The 17809-nt window shown below is 66.7% G+C and carries 15 protein-coding genes; 5 read left to right on the forward strand and 10 right to left on the reverse strand.

All coding sequences use genetic code 11. The annotated features are described in order from the left end of the window. Positions 1 to 221 precede the first annotated feature (221 nt). Together U4Y88_RS17780 and U4Y88_RS17785 are read right to left on the reverse strand one after the other, a co-directional pair. Positions 222 to 1586 carry a tryptophan 7-halogenase gene (locus U4Y88_RS17780; RefSeq protein ID WP_321785421.1) on the reverse strand — a complete coding sequence of 455 codons (1365 nt, stop codon included), beginning with the start codon at positions 1584 to 1586 and terminating at the stop codon, positions 222 to 224. Between the two features lie 406 nt (positions 1587 to 1992). Beyond that, the gene (locus U4Y88_RS17785; RefSeq protein WP_224009781.1) at positions 1993 to 3303 is read right to left on the reverse strand and encodes an MFS transporter; all 1311 of its coding nucleotides are present in this window, start codon (positions 3301 to 3303) and stop codon (positions 1993 to 1995) included. 478 nt (positions 3304 to 3781) lie between these two features. Here U4Y88_RS17785 and U4Y88_RS17790 point away from each other — a divergent pair, with 478 nt between their 5' ends. Beyond that, on the forward strand, positions 3782 to 4225 hold the full coding sequence (locus U4Y88_RS17790) for a MarR family winged helix-turn-helix transcriptional regulator (RefSeq protein ID WP_065059047.1): 444 nt from the start codon (positions 3782 to 3784) through the stop codon (positions 4223 to 4225). A 20-nt stretch (positions 4226 to 4245) separates the two neighbouring features. Here the strand turns inward: U4Y88_RS17790 and U4Y88_RS17795 are convergent, their stop codons facing one another. From U4Y88_RS17795 to U4Y88_RS17815, 5 genes are all read right to left on the reverse strand, one after another. After that, the gene (locus tag U4Y88_RS17795) at positions 4246 to 6549 is read right to left on the reverse strand and encodes a xanthine dehydrogenase family protein molybdopterin-binding subunit (RefSeq protein WP_321785423.1); all 2304 of its coding nucleotides are present in this window, start codon (positions 6547 to 6549) and stop codon (positions 4246 to 4248) included. A 178-nt stretch (positions 6550 to 6727) separates the two neighbouring features. Next, positions 6728 to 7381 carry an isochorismatase family protein gene (locus U4Y88_RS17800; RefSeq protein ID WP_224009785.1) on the reverse strand — a complete coding sequence of 218 codons (654 nt, stop codon included), beginning with the start codon at positions 7379 to 7381 and terminating at the stop codon, positions 6728 to 6730. Positions 7382 to 7447: 66 nt separating this feature from the next. Further along, positions 7448 to 8479 carry a 2,5-dihydroxypyridine 5,6-dioxygenase gene (locus U4Y88_RS17805; RefSeq protein ID WP_224009787.1) on the reverse strand — a complete coding sequence of 344 codons (1032 nt, stop codon included), beginning with the start codon at positions 8477 to 8479 and terminating at the stop codon, positions 7448 to 7450. Positions 8480 to 8506: 27 nt separating this feature from the next. After that, the gene (locus U4Y88_RS17810; RefSeq protein WP_321785425.1) at positions 8507 to 9367 is read right to left on the reverse strand and encodes an alpha/beta hydrolase; all 861 of its coding nucleotides are present in this window, start codon (positions 9365 to 9367) and stop codon (positions 8507 to 8509) included. 63 nt (positions 9368 to 9430) lie between these two features. After that, on the reverse strand, positions 9431 to 10183 hold the full coding sequence (locus U4Y88_RS17815) for an Asp/Glu racemase (protein ID WP_183715497.1): 753 nt from the start codon (positions 10181 to 10183) through the stop codon (positions 9431 to 9433). Between the two features lie 296 nt (positions 10184 to 10479). Between U4Y88_RS17815 and U4Y88_RS17820 the strand changes: the two genes are divergently transcribed. The 4 genes from U4Y88_RS17820 (at position 10480) to U4Y88_RS17835 (ending at position 15878) form a co-directional block, all read left to right on the forward strand. Beyond that, the gene (locus U4Y88_RS17820; RefSeq protein WP_321785427.1) at positions 10480 to 11652 is read left to right on the forward strand and encodes an FAD-dependent monooxygenase; all 1173 of its coding nucleotides are present in this window, start codon (positions 10480 to 10482) and stop codon (positions 11650 to 11652) included. Between the two features lie 161 nt (positions 11653 to 11813). Next, entirely contained in the window at positions 11814 to 12338 is a 525-nt protein-coding gene (locus tag U4Y88_RS17825; protein WP_321785429.1) for a (2Fe-2S)-binding protein, read from the forward strand. After that, positions 12335 to 14800, forward strand: coding sequence for a cytochrome c (locus U4Y88_RS17830; RefSeq protein ID WP_321785431.1), 2466 nt, complete (start codon positions 12335 to 12337; stop codon positions 14798 to 14800). Before U4Y88_RS17825 ends, U4Y88_RS17830 begins: the two co-directional genes overlap by 4 nt. A 70-nt stretch (positions 14801 to 14870) precedes the next feature. Beyond that, positions 14871 to 15878, forward strand: a complete 1008-nt coding sequence (locus U4Y88_RS17835; protein ID WP_321785495.1) for an XdhC family protein — start codon at positions 14871 to 14873, stop codon at positions 15876 to 15878. Positions 15879 to 15915: 37 nt separating this feature from the next. On the opposite strand, the gene U4Y88_RS17840 is transcribed toward U4Y88_RS17835, so the two are convergent. From U4Y88_RS17840 to U4Y88_RS17850, 3 genes are all read right to left on the reverse strand, one after another. Beyond that, a complete protein-coding gene (locus tag U4Y88_RS17840; protein WP_321785433.1) occupies positions 15916 to 16323 on the reverse strand; it encodes a DUF1801 domain-containing protein in 408 nt (135 codons plus the stop codon). Positions 16324 to 16427: 104 nt separating this feature from the next. Continuing rightward, positions 16428 to 16832 carry a hypothetical protein gene (locus U4Y88_RS17845; RefSeq protein ID WP_321785435.1) on the reverse strand — a complete coding sequence of 135 codons (405 nt, stop codon included), beginning with the start codon at positions 16830 to 16832 and terminating at the stop codon, positions 16428 to 16430. 97 nt (positions 16833 to 16929) lie between these two features. Beyond that, positions 16930 to 17802, reverse strand: a complete 873-nt coding sequence (locus U4Y88_RS17850; protein ID WP_321785437.1) for a DUF2182 domain-containing protein — start codon at positions 17800 to 17802, stop codon at positions 16930 to 16932. Positions 17803 to 17809: the final 7 nt, after the last annotated feature.

A 17809-nucleotide genomic window follows, 5' to 3' on the forward strand; every position in this document is an offset into this window, starting at 1 on the left:
TGCGTGCGCGGCAGCGTGGCCCGGACACGCGCATGAGTATAGAGAGGATGAAAAAGCGATGGCGTCACGCTGCGCATTTTGAATTCGCGCGGCGCGTCGCGAGCTGTGCATGTGCACATTTGCGTAATAAACGCGCGGGGTGTTTCAGTTCGCGTGATGAAAGCGGTGCTTGAAGACTGCGTGAAAGACGCGTGAAAAACACATGAAGCACGCGCAATGCCTCACGCCGACGGCTGCGGATAGCCGTGTGCGGACAGCCAGTGGCGCACCATGCGCGCCTGTTCGGCGTCGAGCGATTTGAGGACCTGTTCGGCGGGCTGCTTGCGCAAGGCTTCGACGATGGGCGCGAGCGGCACGCCTTGCAGATGCCAGACGCCGAGCGGTTGATCGGGCGTCACGACCACTTCGGCTTCGGCGATGAGGTCGCCGTCGATCACGGGCGCGCGCTCGATCACCAGCTGGCTGAAATCGGCGCTCGATTGCGAGGGTTCGTCGTCGGGCCAGAGGCGGCGCGTTTCCCAGAACGGACGCGCGGCCCAGCGCTGTTCGAGCGCGTAGACGTCGCGGCCCGTGCGCGCGAAACGCGTGAACAGCTGCTCGATACGCTGCTGATGAAAGCGCAGCGCGAGCGGCGCGCGTTCGGGGCAGCTCAGCAGCGTGTGAATCACGGCGGGCGCCTGCAAGGCCGACGACAACGACTGGAAGATGCCGTTGCCCGACAGCGGATCGACGGCCAGCGCCGCGTCGCCGACCCGCAGCCAGTTGTCCGCGCCCGTGCGTCCGCAGAGCGTGGCCGTGCTGCTGCGTGCGTAGAGGCGCGCGTCGGTGTCGGTGTCGCCCGCGAAGAAGTCGCTCGCGAGCGGCGCGTGGCGCATGCGCGCGCAGAATGCGGGCAACTCGTTGCGGGGCGGCAGCTCGGCGCACGCGACGTCGAGCGTCATCTGCCAGTAACAGCGGCCGTCGGGCAGGCGCGCCATCCACGCCCAGCCGTCCGGCAGGCTTTCGACGGCACAGGCCGCGCGGCCGGGCTGGCCGTCCCAGCTATTGAGCAGGCTGAGTGTTTGCGGGCCGCGCGTGGCGTCGCGCATGAGCGGCGCGAGCCGTCCGCGCGCCTCGACGAGAAAGTCGGCGCGCAGCGAGAACGGGCCATCGCCGGTCTCGATCATGAGATCGTGTCCGTCCGGTGACGATTGCAGCGTACGCACGTTCGCTTCGATCACGTCGACGCCCGCGCTGCGCATGTCCTCGCGCAGCGCTTCGTCGAACTCGCGGCGGTCGACCAGAAACTCCGCGTTAAGCGTTTGCAGCACGCCGTTCCAGAGCGTCGTGCGCACGCAAGGTCCGTGCGCGCAACTGGCGGCGCGATGCAGATTCGCGTGGCGCAGCCCTTCGATGACGCGCGTCGACAACGCTTCGACAGCATCGAAGCGGCGCCAGTCGCTGACCACTTGCACCGCGTAGCCGAGCATCGCGAGCGCGCGCGCGACGGCGGCGCCCGCAGGCCCCGCGCCGAGCACGACGATGCGCGGCGCGGCGGGCGTACGCATCGGGTCCGTACGCAGCGGGCTGGCGCGTTCGATGCTCATCGCCGTTCAGCCAGCGTGGGCAGGGGAGAAAATCGGGTGGTGCACACTGTCCCCCGTTGTGAGTGAAGCGGGGCGTCATCTTCGTAGATGACGCGCATGAAAGGGCAATCTGGCATGGTTGCCGCGATAAGTCCATCCGGTCAAAGACGCATTTTTTTCGGCGCATTTCGACCTGATGCGCGATGGGTGCCCTTGTCATGCGGATGGGTAATGCGCGATGCGTATGAACGATCGTGCTCGCACGATTGATGCGTGGTGCTGAATGATTCGTCCAATGAAAAGCGCATCGCCGTCCGGTTGAGGGACGGCGATGCGCGTTCTTCTGAGCGGGTTTGAAAATTGCCAGCGGATGGTTTGGCTAACGTGTTTCAGACAACGCTATGCCATCATGCGCGCCCCAGGTCGATCAGCGATTGACGACCTGCTTCGGATACGACAGCGCGAGCGCGCCGCCGATCACCATGCAGACGGCGAAGCCATACAGACCGGCGCTTTGCGAATGGAAGGTATCGCGCAGCCAGCCGATGAAGTAGGTGCTGCCGAAGCCGCCGAGGTTCGCAATCGAACACGCGAAGGCAATGCCGCCCGCCGCCGCCGAGCCCTTGAGAAAGGTCGAGGGCAGCGACCACACGACCGGCATGGCTGCTGCCGCGCCCGCGTTTACGAGCGAGAACAGCAGCACGGTCGACAGCGTGCCGTGCGAGCCGCCCGCCGCGACGGCCAGCGCCACGGACGCGACGAGGAAGGGCACCACGATATGCCAGCGGCGCTCGCGCAGACGGTCCGAACTCGCGCCGCACCAGAGCGTGGCGATCACGGCGGCGGCGTTGGGCACGGCCATCAGCCAGCCGATCGTGTAGGTGTCTTTCACGCCGGTGTCGCGCAGGATCGTCGGCAGCCAGAAGCTCACAGCGTAGAGGCCGAGCAGCACGCACAGATCGATCAGGCCGAGCGCCCACACCTTCGGATCGACAAAGGCCTTGCCGAGCGCATGGTTCTTGCCGCCGGTGGAATCGGCGTCGAGATTGCCGCGCAAGGTCTTCTTTTCCTGCGCGTCGAGCCACGGTGCCGATTCGATGTTGTTCGGCAGCCAGCGCAGGATCGCGAGGCCGAGCAGCACCGAGGGCAGGGCTTCGATGAAGAACAGCCATTGCCAGCCGCCGAGGCCGTGTGCGCCGTCGAAGAAGCGCATGATCCAGCCCGAGATCGGGCTGCCGATCATGCTGGAGAGCGGCAGGCCCACCATGAACAGCGCGACGATGCGCGCGCGCCGCGCGTCGGGATACCACTGCGTGAGGTAGAGCAGCACGCCGGGCAGGAAGCCGGCTTCGGCCACGCCCAGAAGGAAGCGCACGATATAGAACTGCATGGGCGTGGTCACGAACATCGTCGCGCCCGAGAGAATGCCCCACGTGATCATGATGCGCGCGATCCACAGCTTCGCGCCCACGCGCTGAAGAATGAGGTTGCTCGGCACTTCGAAGAGGATATAGCCCGCGAAGAACAGGCCCGCGCCCAGACCATAGATCGTGTCGCTGAACTTGAGCGCGTCGAGCATCTGGAGCTTCGCGAGGCCGATGTTGATCCGGTCCAGGTAGGCCGCGAAATAGCACAGACAAAAGATCGTGATGAGGCGGAACGTGACCTTGCGGTATAGCTCGCCGTGTTGGGCGCCGGCAGGTGAAAGTGTGGCGCTGCCGGATTGCACGGTTGACATGGAAGGCTCCCTGGTGGGATGAAGCGGATGGAAGTTAGTCGTCCGATGCGTGCACACATCGAGCGCTCACAGATGACTGTATAGCATGTCAAAAACTAAGCGTATACGCTCTAAATATTCTGGTGGATCGGTAGAGGTAAGGGTTTTCATCAGGCGCGCGTTGGCGAAGCTTTCAGCCTTTAAACAAGGCGTATTTGCGCTGCGAATACGGGCTTGTTCACGCAGCGAGATGGTGCTGAAACAGCACTAAATTTGTGCGAATACGCTCGAATTCATAGCGTTGACGCTGGATTGAGACTGGCCTGATCCTTGCGTTGGCCGAGTCTCGTGGCACGCTCGTTCGTTTTCGTCCCTGTATCGGCGTAACAAATGCGCGGATGATCGAAAGCAAATTGCGTGCAGCCGCGCGTATCGGGCGTCAATGTCTAAGGTGTACACTACATTTTTTCGCCAACAGGCCGTCTCCGGCCGGATCTTCATGCCGTCTCCCAAGGACTCTTACGACTTCCACGATCAGGTGGGCCATCTGCTGCGCCGCGCCTATCAGCGTCACGTCTCGATCTTCCAGGAAGCCATTCCCGATTCCGACCTCACCGCCGCGCAGTTCGTCACGCTGTGCGCCGTGAAGGAAAAGCAGGGCTGCTCGCTCAACGACATCGTCAAGACCACGGCCATCGACCAGGCCACCATTCGCGGCGTGGTCGAGCGCCTGAAGTCGCGTGCGCTGATCGAAGTGCTGCCCGACCCCAATGACGGCCGCAAGCTGCTCGTGCGCGCCACGCCCGCCGGTCTCGCGCTGATCGAACGCACGGTGCCGTTCGCAAAGCAGGTGACCGAGCGCACCTACGGCGAACTCAATGCGGGCGAGCGCGTGGCGCTGCTGTTCCTGCTGCGCAAGATGATGGAATCGGACGGCGAATAACGTAGTAAAAACGCGCGCCGCTAGCGGGCGGCCCCAGCCGCTTCCGCGTGGCGCGCGTCGAGCAATCTGCCCGCCGCGCGCAAGCCTTCGCGGATCGTGTCGGGCGTGAAGGGCGGCGCGTAAAAGCGCACGCCGGTCGCATCGAAAATCGCATTCGCGAGCGCGGCCGGTCCCGGCACCGAAGCCGATTCGCCTGCGCCCATCGGCGGCTCGCCCTGGCGCGGCATCAGCACGACGTCCACGGCGGGCAGTTCGGGGAAGGTCAGGATGGGGTAGCTGCCCCATTCGCGGCTCGCCACCTTGCCGTCGGCGAAACGCACGCGCTCCTTCAGCGAGCGGCTCAACACCTGAATCACGTTGCCGTGGATCTGATGACGCACGCCGTCGGGATTCACCATCGTGCCCGTGTCCTGGCCCACGGTGATGCGCTCCACGCGCACCTCGCCGGTCACGCGATCGACCACGAGATCGACCGCCCACGCGGACCACGCCGCGCCGAAGCCCGGAAAGCGGCTATGCACGTAGCGCGCGTAGGCGATGCCGCGTCCGCGTGCATATCGCTCGTCGCGTTCGTCTTCATTTGCCGTTGCGCTGCCTTTCGTGCGCGATCTCCAGCCCGCGCGTTGCGCGACCGCTTCGAGCAACTCGGCGGCGCGCTCATCTTGCAGATGACGCAGGCGGAAGTCGAGCGGATCGACGCCCGCTTGCGCCGCGAGTTCGTCGGCGAATGCATCGTGCGCGAACGAATTCGGCAGCGCGGAGACGCCGCGAAACCACGACGACCGCACGAGCGGCGCGAGATCCTCGCAGACGAAACGCCGGTTCTCACTCACATAGGGCGAGACGGCGGTGCGGTCGCCCATTTCGAACACGCGCGGCTCGCTCGCCACCACGCCCGTGAGCAGTGCGGCCAGCAACGGCGCATCGTTCGACGGATAGCGCGTGCGGAAGTCATAGCCCGTCATGCGCCCATCGCGCGACACCGTGCCCGTGACCTCGACCACCTGGCCCGTGCCCTTCGGCTCCCACGCATGCTCGTCGGCGCGCGTGAGTTGCACGCGCACGGGCGCCTGCACGGCGCGCGAGAGCAGCAGCGCGTCGCCGCAGACATCGTCGGCGCAATTGCGGCCATAGCAGCCCGCGGCCTCCATGCGCACGATGTCGATGTCGGCTTCGTCGCGGCCCGCGAGCGTCGCGAGGTCGTAGCGCAGCGAGACCGGATTCTGCGTGCCCGACCACACGGTGATGCGTCCTGCGCCCGGCTCGCGATAATCGGCGAGCGCGCACGACGGCCCGATCGAACCGTGCATCTGATACGGCCAGACGTAGGTGCGTGTGAGCGTGAGAGCGTCGGGCGCGGCGCGCGCGGCCTCGACGTCGCCTTCTTCGAGCAGCGGGCGGCGCACGGCGGGCGCGGCGAGGATGGCCGCGCCGGGATCGTCGAGCGAAGGCAGCGCGGGCAGCGGCTTCCACGTCACGCGCAATTCGCGCGCGGCGCGCATCGCCTGTTCCTCGCGTTCGCACACCACGCCGACGAAATCGCCGTGCACGACCACGGCGCGCAGCCCCGGCACATGCGCAACCGATTCGCGATCGACGCTATCGAGCAGCTTGCCGACGAACGCGCCGCTATCGATGCCGCGATAAGGCGGACGCACCACGCGGCCGTGCAGCATGCCGGGCACGCGCATGTCGTGCACGAAGGTCAGCGCGCCCGTGGCCTTCGCGGGAATATCCACGCGCGGCGACGACTTGCCGATCACGCGATACGTCGACGGGTCCTTCACCACGGCCTTGAGATCGAGATCGAGCGCGATGCGCTGGTTCGCCACGAGTTGCGCGAAGCTCACGCGGCGCGCGTCGTGATCCGCATCCTTGAAAAAGACGTCGGCGTTATCGGTGGCGAGTGCGTCGATATCGGCGTCGAAATGCCGGGCCGCGAGTTCGAGCAGCGCATGGCGCGCCTGCGCCGCCGCGCAACGCAGCGGCGTGGCCGAAATCTGGATCGAGGCGCTCGCAATGGTCGGCCCCTGGTTCGGCGTCGCGGCAGTGTGACCGAGTTGCATCGATACGCGCGCGGCAGGCACGTCGAGTTCCTCGGCGACGATCTGCGCGAGCGAGGTGCGAATGCCCGTGCCCAGATCGACGTGGCCGTTGAACGCGAGAATGCGGCCGTCGTCGAGCACGGCGACGAACACTTCCGGCACCTCGGGCACGAACGACGAGAGGCTGCCCGGCTGGCCGGGCGCGGGCTTGACGGGCGGCGCGGGCTGACGCACGACGGTGAGGCAGCCCGCGCGCGCGAGCAGTTCGGAGCGGTTCACGGCAGAGAGTTCCTGTGGCGGCGCGGCGGGCGGGCGTGTGAGGTGGCCGGGTTCGCCTGTCGCCCGTGCGCGCGCGTTCGCCTGACGTTAAGCCGACAAAAAACGCGCGTCAAACAATGGGCCCAGCAACGAGGCGCAACAACGAGGCGCAACGACGAACAACGCGCGAAGGTTGCGCTCAGCGGGGCGCGGCTTCGATTGCGGCGATGGCGTCGTCGAGCGGCATCACGGCGGCGTACTTCTGCTGCATGTCGAAGAGGTTGGCGTTGTGCGGCTCGATCGCGCGGTCGCCCACGCAGTCGGAGAGCACGAGCGGACGAAAACCATGCGACATCGCATCGACGACGCTCGCGCGCACGCAGCCGCTCGTCACCGCGCCCGCGACCAGCAGCGTCTGCACCGCGCGTTGCGAAAGCCACGGCGCAAGCTGCGTGCCGAAGAACGCCGACGGCACGGTCTTGCGCACCACGAGTTCGCCGCGCGCGGGCGTGAGTTCGGGCACGATCGCGCTGTTCGGATGATCCTCGGTGAGCGTGGCCATGCCCGGCACTTTCAGCGAGAACACGTTGTCGTCGCTGCCGTCGGCCGCGTAGACGATGCGGCTGTGCGCGACCGGCCAGCCGTGTTCGCGCGCGAGGGCGAGCGCCTGCTGCGTGCGGGCGATGGCGGGCGCGATGTTGCCGCCGCCGAAGGTCTTCGGATCCGCGAAACCCACCACGAAGTCGATGATGAGCAGGCCGATGTTGCCCTTCACGGGCAGCGGCGTGCCGAAGCCTTGCTGGCGGTAGACGGCGGCTTCGGCGTGATCGCTGTGATGTGCGTGATCGTTCATGTGCGAATGTCCTGCGAATGTCCTGCGAATGGAGGTGTGCTCAGAAACGGCGCTTAGAAGCGGCGCTCAGCGCACGACGCGCCCGTCGCGCACGACGGTGTCGTCGTCGAGCTTGACGGTGCAGTTGCGCAGCGGAATGTCGATATGGCAGGTCGTGGTGCGCGAGCCGCCGCCTTCGTTGTTCGGTCCGAGCGAGAACAGGAAGTTGCCTTCGAACGCGCGCGCGTCCATGCCGATGGTCGCCTCGCGATCGTAGAGCCCGAGCGTGGACCAGCGCGCGCGCGGCTGCAATCCCCAGCCGATGTGCGAGATCGCATAGCCCTCGGGATCGGCGAACGTTTCCATGTAGTCGCGCAGCAGCGCGGCATCGACGCCGCCTTCGATCTTCGTCGCGTAGCCGCCTTCGACGGTCAGCACGATCGGCTCCGTCACATAGCGCTTTTGCGGCAGCAGGATGTCGCCGCGATCGATCACGATGGTGCCGTGCGCGGTGCGGTCGTCGGGATACGTGAGCGCGAAACCGCTCGGCCAGTGATCCCAGCGGCCCGGTTCGTCGACGAAACCGTATTCGGCGGTCGGCCCGAATTCGCCGAGCGGGCAGACGAGCGCCGTGCCCGCGGGCGAACTCACGCGCATCTCGCGCGCTGCGCTAATCTTGCTCGCGGCGGCCAGCACGCGCTCGCGGTCTTCGCGCGTGGGCACGAGGCGCGCGAGCACTTCGGGCGGCTCGACCGCGAGCAGGATCTTCGTGCCCGACTTGAGGATGTCGTGCTGCTCGGGCGAAAAGAGCAGCGTCATGAGATCGAGCACGAGATCGCTGGCCTTGAGCGCCGCGATGGCCGCGTGATTGCCCGTAAGCGGCGTGGTGCCGAGCCACGCGAGCGAGTCGCGGCTAAAGGCTTTTTCGCCATTGACGGGCGGCAGGTCGAGCCGGTTGACGATCGCGCCCATCGACTGCGTGGCGATCAGCGCACACGCGAGCGTTTGCGGATGCGTGGCCACGCTCGTGAGGATCGTGACGGTCTGGCCGGCTTCGAGGCGCGAGAGCGTGAGCACTTCTTTCCACGCTTCGATCAATTGATGGTCGCTGACGGGCATCGTGAGTTCTCCGGTGAGCGTTGCGAATCAAGCCGTGACGGCCGTGTTGACGTCGGCGTTTTGCGCGAGCGGCGCGCCGAGAAAATCGCCGAACGCCGCGTAGAAACCGGCGGCGTTGTCCCACGGAATCATGTGGCCCGCGTCGGGCACGCGCACGTGCTGCATCGCAGGCGTGGCGCGCTGCAGTTCTGCCACGTCTTCGTCGCGCACCACGTCGCCGCGTTCGGCGGTGATGAGCAGCGCGGGCAGCGTCAGTTGCGCGGCGTCCGCGTGGAAGTCGTCGGTATGGAAGCCTTCGTATGAAGCGAGCACGGCGCGCTCATCGCAGGTGTGCAGCCATTCGGCACGCAGACGCAATTCCTCGTCGGTCCACGTGGGGCAGAACGCGCGCATGCCTTCGGCGTCGATGCCCTGACGCGCGAGCGCCATCGAATCGACGTACCACGGCAGCTTGCCCGGATACTCGCGGCGTCCCGGGCCGGAGACCGGCGGATCGACCAGCACCACCGATTCGAGCGCGCGATCCGCACGCAGCGCCGCGCGGGCCGCGATGCGCGCGCCCATCGAATGACCGACCAGCGCATAGCGTTCGAGGCCGAGCGCGGCGGCGAGCGCGACCACGTCGGCGGCTTGCGCATCGACGCTGTAATCGAGCGTGGCCGACGCTTCGGAAAGACCGCGTCCGCGCACGTCGATCACATAGGTGTCGAACGCCGCGCCGAACACCTCGCCGACGAAGCCCCACGTGATCGCCGGACTCGTGATGCCGGGAATGACGATGACCGCGGGCCGCGCGGCGCGCGCGCGATCATTGCCGCCGTAGCGCAGATAGTGCTGGCGGATGCCGTTCGCGTGAACGTTCGCGCCGTAGAGAAACGTGCTGGACATGAGGGGCTCCGGTTGCTTGACGGATCGATTGCGGTCGTTGAGATCGATTGAGATCGATTGGACTTAATAAGCGCCCGAGAGCAGCGCGCCCGCGCCCGGCACGATCGGTTCGAGATCGAGTTCGCGCAGCATCGCGTAGGTGGTCGCGATGGCGGCGGTGATCACCGGCTTGCCGGTCATCGCTTCGACCTTCGCGACGGCGGCCAGCGACGGCATCTGCACGCAGGCGGACAGCACGATCGCATCGGCGTCGGCGTAATTGAGCGTCTTGACGATCTCGGGCAGACGCGCGGGATCGTGGCGGCCGACTTCGAGATTGTCGGGAATCTCCAGCGCGCGCCAGTCGAGCACTTCATAGCCTTCGTGGCGGATGTAATCGACCACGAGTTCCGTGAGCGGCTTCATGTACGGCGCGACCACCACGATGCGCTTCGCGCCGATCACCTTGAGCGCGTCGACGAGCGCGCCCGCGCTCGTGAGCACCGGCGCGGCCGCGCCGTTTTCGGCCGTGTGCTTCGTGAGGCGCGCCTGCGAAACGCGGTGATAGCCGCGGCCCATCGCCATGATGGCGACGAGGCACGCATAGCCGAGCACGTCGACGCGCGCGTCGGAGAGTTCGACGGCGCAGCGGTCCGATTCGGCGTCCATCGCGGCGAGTTCTTCCTTGACGACCTTCTTCATGCGCATGCGGCTCGAATGGAACGTGAAGCGTTCGGGGCGGATCGCTTCGCGCAGACGCAGCATCGCCGGAATCTCGGTTTCCATCGTGGTGTTCGAACTCGGCACGATCTGGCCGATGCGGTAAGTCTTGCTCATGACGCTCACTCCATTGCAGTTGGGCGGCGACGAGACCCGCCTGGCGCAGGCGTCGTCGAAATCTGGGCAAAGTCTAGTGTGTACGTTTTAAATGTGCAACGTGGAAAATTAATCGTCTGCGCGAGTCGCTTCATATATAGCGATTTTGTGCTGTAAACGTGCGGGATATGCAGAGGAAAAGTTTGTGCTTGCCGATTTATTTTCTAATGTGTACGCTACATTTCACTTCGGCAGACCTCGAACTCAACCCGGCCCGGCGGCGCGTTTGCCGCGAGGGCGCACGACCTGGAGAAATCATGAGCAAACCCCGTATCGCCATCATCGGCGCAGGCCTTGGCGGCGTGGCAGCCGCCGCGCTGATGCAGCGCCGCGGCCACGACGTCCGCCTCTACGAGCAGGCGCCCGCGTTTTCGCGTCTCGGCGCGGGCATCCACCTCGGGCCGAACGTCATGAAAATCATGCGCCGCATCGGCTGCGAGGACGCGCTCAACGTCATGGGCTCGCACCCCGATTACTGGTACAGCCGCGACTGGCAGACGGCCGAAGCGATTGCGCAGATTCCGCTCGGCGACTACGCGCTCAAGACCTACGGCGCGAGCTACCTGACCGTGCATCGCGGCGACTTCCACAAGCTCATGACCGACGCCGTTGCGCCGGGCACGATCGCGTTCGGCAAGTGCCTGAGCGCGGTGGAGGACACGGGCAGCGAAGTGCGCCTGACGTTCGCCGACGGCAGCGTGGAAACCGCCGATATCGTGATTGGCGCGGACGGCGTGAACTCGAAGATCCGCGAACATCTGCTGGGCGCGGAGCCGCCGCGCTATACGGGTTATGTCGCGCATCGCGCGGTGTTTCCGGCTTCGCTGCTCGGCAATCGTCCGTACGATATGTGCGTGAAGTGGTGGTCGGAAGATCGTCACATGATGGTCTACTACGTGACCGAGAAGCGCGACGAGTACTACTACGTGACGGGCGTGCCGCAAGCCGAGTGGCCCACGGGCGTCTCGATGATGGAGAGCAGCCGCGAGGAAATGCGCGAGGCGTTCGCGGGCTATCACCCGGACGTGCTGAACCTCATCAACGTGTCGCCGTCGATCACCAAGTGGCCGCTGCTCGAACGCGATCCGCTGCCGCTCTGGAGCCGTGGCCGTCTCGTGCTGCTCGGCGACGCCTGCCATCCGATGAAGCCGCATATGGCGCAGGGCGCGGCGATGGCGATCGAGGACGCGGCGATGCTCACGCGCTGTCTCGACGAAGTGGGTACGACCGATTACGCGGGCGCGTTCGCGCTGTATGAAGCGAACCGGGCCGAGCGCGCGTCGAAGGTGCAACTGGTCTCGCACAACAATACGTGGCTGCGCACGAACGAAGATCCGGCGTGGGTGTTCGCGTATGACGTGTTCAACACGCCGCTCGTTTCGCCGCAAGCGAAGCACGCGCAGAGGGCCAGCGAGGCCGCCACGGCATAACAGCGCTGCGCACGCACGCGCGAATGCGCGTGCGCGTCGAATTTCGGCGGGTTATAAGGTCTTGTGCGGCGGTTTTGTGCGCGCGTTCGTCGAACGCCGCGCAGGGCCGCAAGCCGTCATGCACGATGCGGCCGGTGTTTACCTTCAATTCGAGTCAGTTCATGTTGCATTCCGCTTCCCACGCGGGGCCGCTCACGCTCAGCGTGAACGGCACGACGCGCACCATCGAGGGCGCCACGCCCGACACGCCGCTGCTCTATATCCTGCGCAACGACTGCGAACTCAATGGGCCGAAGTACGGCTGCGGTCTGGGCCAGTGCGGCGCGTGCACGGTGCTCGTCGATGGCCAGCCGACGCGTTCGTGCGTGGTGCCGGTCGCGGCGGCGCGCGAACGCGAGGTGACGACGCTCGAAGGACTCGGCACGCTCGACGCGCTGCATCCGGTGCAGCGCGCTTTCATCGACGAGCAGGCGGCGCAGTGCGGCTATTGCCTCAACGGCATGATCATGAGCGCGACGGCGCTGCTCGCGCGCAATCCGTCGCCCGATGAAGAAGCGATACGCGACGCGCTGCGCTTCAATCTGTGCCGCTGCGGCACGCATCTGGAAATCGTGCGCGCCGTGAAGCGCGCGGCGCTGTATCTGCAGCAGGAGCAGCAACGCCAGCAGGGAAGCGAGGCGCGATGAGCGAGGACGATCCGCAAGGGCTGCGTGTTCGCGCCGACGCCGCGCTGACCGCTCTGAATACAGACGCGACCGCGCACGAACCCGGCACGCTGCGTCGCGCCGATTACGCGTGGCCCGCTCACGGACGCGATGCCGATGCGCAACTGGCCGTCGAAGCCCGTCTCGCGGCGGATGGCACGATGACGAAGTGGCATTACCGCGCGCGTCTCGACGCAGAGGCTGAATCCGCCGATGCACAAAAAGCGGCCATGCCGCCGCTGCTGTATCGCCATGTTCAGGCCAGCGTCGCCGTCGACGATCCCGCGCGCGCGATTCCCGCTCAGGCGCATGCGTTCGCGCGCGAATCGTTCATCGACGAAATTGCGCATGACGTGCGCCGCGATGCGGTCGCGCTGCGTCTCGATCATCTCGACGCGAGCCGCGACGCCGGGGCGCGCGAGGTGATCCGCATGGTCAGCGAGCGTGCCGCGTGGGGCGCGCCGGTTGCGCCCGCCGCCGAACCCGCGTCGCCGTGGGTGCGTGGTCGCGGGTTCGCGTTCGATGGCGAAAGTCATGCCGACGACGCGCCGCGTTCAGCGCCCGCACTCGATTACGCAGATAAAAGCGCATCGGCACAACCGGTGACGCAAGTTGCAAGCTGGTCCGCATGGGTCGTCGATCTCGACGTGAACCGCGAGACCGGCGATATTGCCGTGCGCCGCGTGGTGGCCGGTCAAGGCGCGGGCACGCCGGATCAAAGCGCGCTCACGGGCATGCCCGCGTGGCAGATCGAAGAGGCTATCGCGCGCGCAACCGGCGTACGTCGCATCGCACGCGCGACGCACGACGAAACCGGCGCGCCTTCAAGCAATCAAGCGGCGGTCTCGCACGACCTGATCGAATGGCCAGGTAATTCGGAATCCGTATCGATTCAAGGCCGCAACGATCAAGACGAAAATCGTATCGATCGGATGAGCGCGCCTGCGGCCGCCGCCATCGCCAATGCGCTCTACGACGCAACCGGCGTGCGCTTTCGCGCGCCGCCGTTCGATCCCGAGACGCTGCGCCGCGCTTTCGCGCAAGCCGGTCCGGCCGTCGCGCTCGATGCGCCCGCCGCGCAGCGTCGTCCCTCGCGCTGGAAACGCTGGCTCGCGGGCGGCGGCATCGGCGGCGTGGCGGGCGGGCTGATCGGCCTCGCATGCTCGATGCTGCCTGGCCCCGCGCCCATTGCGCCGCTGCCCGCGGGCGCGAACGCGGACGCCTCGGCATGGAGCGCCGCGATGCTCGAACGCGGCCGGCAGATCGCCATCGCGGGCGATTGCGCCGTCTGCCACACCGCGCCGGGCGGCGCGACCAACGCGGGCGGCTTCGCGCTGGAGACGCCGTTCGGCACGGTCTGGTCGACCAATATCACGCCCGACCGCGAGACCGGCATCGGCGCATGGACTTATGAAGCGTTCGCGCGCGCGATGCGTCAGGGCATTGCGCGCGACGGCCGTCATCTGTATCCCGCGTTTCCGTACACGTCGTTCGCGCGCATGAGCGACGCCGACATGATGTCGCTCTACGCATGGCTCATGTCGCAACCGGCCGTGAAGCAGGCCGCGCCCGAAACGAAGCTGCCGTTTCCGATGAATCAGCGCCGCCTCGTCGCGGGCTGGAACTGGATTTTCCACGACGACGCCCAGTACGCGCCCGATCCGCAACGCTCGGCGCTCTGGAATCGCGGCAAATATCTCGTCGATGGCGCGGGCCATTGCGGCGCGTGCCACACGCCGCGCAACGCGCTCGGCGCGGAGAAGGGCGGCTTCGCCTACCTCACGGGCGGCAGCGCCGAAGGTTGGGACGCACCTTCGCTGCTGGCCGCGCACGCGGGCAAAACCAGCAAGGATGGCAAAGGCGCTGCGCCCGTGCCATGGACCGAGGACGCGCTGTTCGCCTATCTGCGCACGGGTTTCTCGCCGGAGCACGGCGTGGCGGCGGGGCCGATGGCGCCCGTGGTCGCGGGTCTCGCCGACTTGCCCGAATCGGACGTGCGCGCGATCGCGCATTACATCGCTTCGCTCTCGCCGCCGGTCGAAGCGGCCGACGCCGCGCACGCCGCCGCCACGCGCGCGGCGGGCGCGAACGCCGACACGCTCACCGCGCTCGGCTTCCAGAACGGCCAGCGCATGTTCGAAGCCGCGTGCGCGGTGTGTCACGCGCAATCGGGCGGCGTCGGCCATTTCGGCGTGCGTCCGCTGATGGGGCTGAACACGAGTGTGAGCCAGGCGAGCCCCGACAATCTGCTGCACGTGCTGATGAACGGCATCGACCAGCCCGCCACGGCGGGGCTCGGCTACATGCCCGGCTTCAAGGACAGTTTCGACGACCGCCAGATGGCCGAACTCGCGGGCTATATCCGCGCGCGTTATGCGCCGGACGAACCTGCGTGGCGCGATCTGGAGAGCGCGTCGGCGCGCGTGCGGGCGCAGACGCATTGAGCTTGCAGCGCCAACCGATTCAAAACGGCGCACAACGGAGCAAACGGAGCGAAACGGAGGCAACGTGAACCTGCAGGACGCGGATCGCGAAGTGCTGGAAACGGCGGCGCGCTGGCTGGCGGCGGGGCGCGCGGCGTGGCTCTACACGGTGGTGCGCACGTGGGGTTCGTCGCCGCGTCCGCTCGGCTCGCTGATGGCCTTGCGCGACGACGGCCATCTCGTCGGCTCGGTCTCGGGCGGCTGCATCGAGGACGATCTCGTCGAGCGCCTGCGCGCGCAAGGTCCGCCGCGCACGCGCGCGTCAACGCTCGAGTACGGCCTGAGCGCCGACGAAGCGCATCGCTTCGGCTTGCCTTGCGGCGGCACGATGCGCCTCGCGTGCGAAACGCTCGGCGCGCATAGCCGTCTCGATGCGCTGCTCGACGCGCTGCGCGAAGGACAGCTCGTGCGCCGCACGCTCGATCTGCGCAGCGGCGCGGTGACGCTCGTGCGCGTGCAGTCGCACGCTCACTCGCCAACACAGGCGGATGCCTTCAGCTTCGACGGCGAACGTCTCACCACGGTGCACGGTCCGTCGTGGCGCCTGCTGCTGATCGGCGCGGGACAGTTGAGCGAATACGTGGCGACGATGGCCTTGCCGCTCGGCTATGCGGTGACGGTCTGCGATCCGCGCGAATCGTATCTCGACGACTGGCGCGTGGCGGGCGTGGCGCGCGTGCGCACGATGCCCGACGACACCGTGCTCGCGATGCGCCCCGACGCGCGCATGGCCGTGATCGCGCTTACGCACGATCCGAAGCTCGACGACCTCGCGCTGATGGAAGCGTTGATGACGCCCGCGTTCTATGTCGGCGCGATCGGTTCGCGGCGCAATAGCGCGGCGCGTCGCGAGCGTCTGCAACTGTTCGGCGTGACGGACGCCGCGCTCGATGCGTTGCGCGCGCCGGTCGGCTTGTATCTCGGCGGCAGCACGCCGCCCGAGATCGCGTTGTCGATCGTCGCGGATCTCACGGCGCGGCGGTACCGCGTGCCCGTGGATCGGCTCGCGGATGTGGAGGCGGGGAAGGCGATCGCGTGAGCGACTTCCGGCGCGCGAACGGTGCCGCGTGATGCGTTCACGCGGACTTTGTCTTTGCGTTCTTCTTCAAATGCGCGCGGTTGTAGTCGATCGCGGCGCGCACGAGCCGCTTGAGCGCGCGGGCATCGACCTTGTCGCCTTCGGCATAGTCGATGGCGCGGCGCGCGTTGCCTTCGAGTCCCGCGTTAAACAGTGCATCGGGATCGGCCAGGCCCGCGCCGTGCGCGAACGTCACCTTGACCTTGCCCTTATGTGCGTTCGCGACGGCGATGAGTCCGTCGCACGACCACGTCGGGCTGCCCATCCACTTCCATTCCTCGACGATGGCCGGGTCGGCTTCGCGCATGCATTGGCGCACGGCGGCGAGCGTGGCGCCGCGCCAGTCGTCGATGCCGGCGATCAGTTCGTCGATGCGGGCGGAGGGGTTCGTCGGCGTCGTGGTCATCGCGTGCGGTCCTCGGGCGGATGGAGGCGTCAGTATGACGTGAATCGCCGTCGGGAGGCGCGGGCGCGACGTTATCGCGAGGTTATCGCGCGGTTATCTCGAGGTTATCTTTTACGCCGTGTTTTACGGCGCGGCGCAACATAATTGGCCGCGCCGATGGCCGACGCGGCCGTTAGCAACAGCAGGCAGCCCGCGATGAACGGCGCGATCTGCGCATGCACGGCGTCGGGCACGGGCGGCCCGGCGAGTCGCTCGACGCCGTAAAGCACGGTGGGAATCTCCCACAGCAGAAACAGCGCGAGGCAATGCACGGCATAAGCCTTGAGCGACGCGCGGCTCATCAGATAGAGCGAGAGCGTGGCGAGCACGACCACGGTCGTATCGCCCCAATGATGCAGCCGATACCAGCCAGGCAGCCAGTCGGTCGCGCCGACGACGCGCAAGCCGAGCAGCCACGTCACGGTGTTGCCCGAAGCGAGCGCGAGGGCGGTTAGAAGCGGGGCCTTCATCGGGCAAATGCGCGAGCGCCGAAATACGAAAAGGCGATGATGTTAGCGGTTCGTCACGCTTGCCGCCAGCGTGATGTGCATCGCTTTGCGTGATGCGTTAAACGATGGCCGCGCGCGCGATCATCCACGCGCCCCAAGCGAGGCAAACGCCACCGGTCGCGCGTGCGATAAGTCTCTGATTTGGCAGCACGCGTTCGGCGGTGATAGCGGCCGTCACGCAGAGCATCGCGTGCGGATTCATCATGCCGATGGCGATCAACGCAGCCATCCAGTTCGCGCAACACACCACGCAATGCAGGCCCAAACGCGTGCCGTCGCGCAACGCCGTCCATGTTGTTAATGCAACTAACGAAGTTAATGCAACTAACGAAATTGAAGAGACGAACTTGACGTCATGTTCGATGCGCTCGCCATGCGCCTCGATCCGGCAGCACATCAGCGCGTGCATTTTCCAGCGTGTGAATTGCAGCGCGCCCGCGATGATCACGATGCAAGCGGCGATCCCTGGCGTCGCGCGTGCGAGGGCGGGTACGTGCAGCGCGAGCGCGACGCATGCCGCGCCGCATGGAAACAGCAGCAAGCCCGCGAGCAGCCACACGCCGAAATAGCCCGCGCCCACCAGCAGCGCGAGCGACGGCGCACGCATTAAGCGCGTGGCGCGCGTTGCATAGGTCGCAAGCGCATGGCGATAGAGCGCAGGCGCGAGCGATGGCAGCATCATCGCCATCGTCATCGCGAGCCACATCGCGGCGAACGTGACGGCGGCGTCGAGCCAGGTGTGTCCGCACGTCGGCGTCCAGACGTGCGAGAGCATCCAGCCGCCCGGCATCGGCATGCCGCCCATCGCGCCGAACGAGGCGGGCTGCACGCTGTTCATCGCTTTGCTCGCCGCGAGCCACGCCGACGAGACGATGAAGATGCGCCAGCGCCTGGAAACGGGCGCCGCGAGCCGTTCGCCGATGCCGTTCATGACGCGC

Source organism: Paraburkholderia sp. J94, from assembly GCF_905220285.1.
Lineage (GTDB): Bacteria > Pseudomonadota > Gammaproteobacteria > Burkholderiales > Burkholderiaceae > Paraburkholderia > Paraburkholderia tropica_A.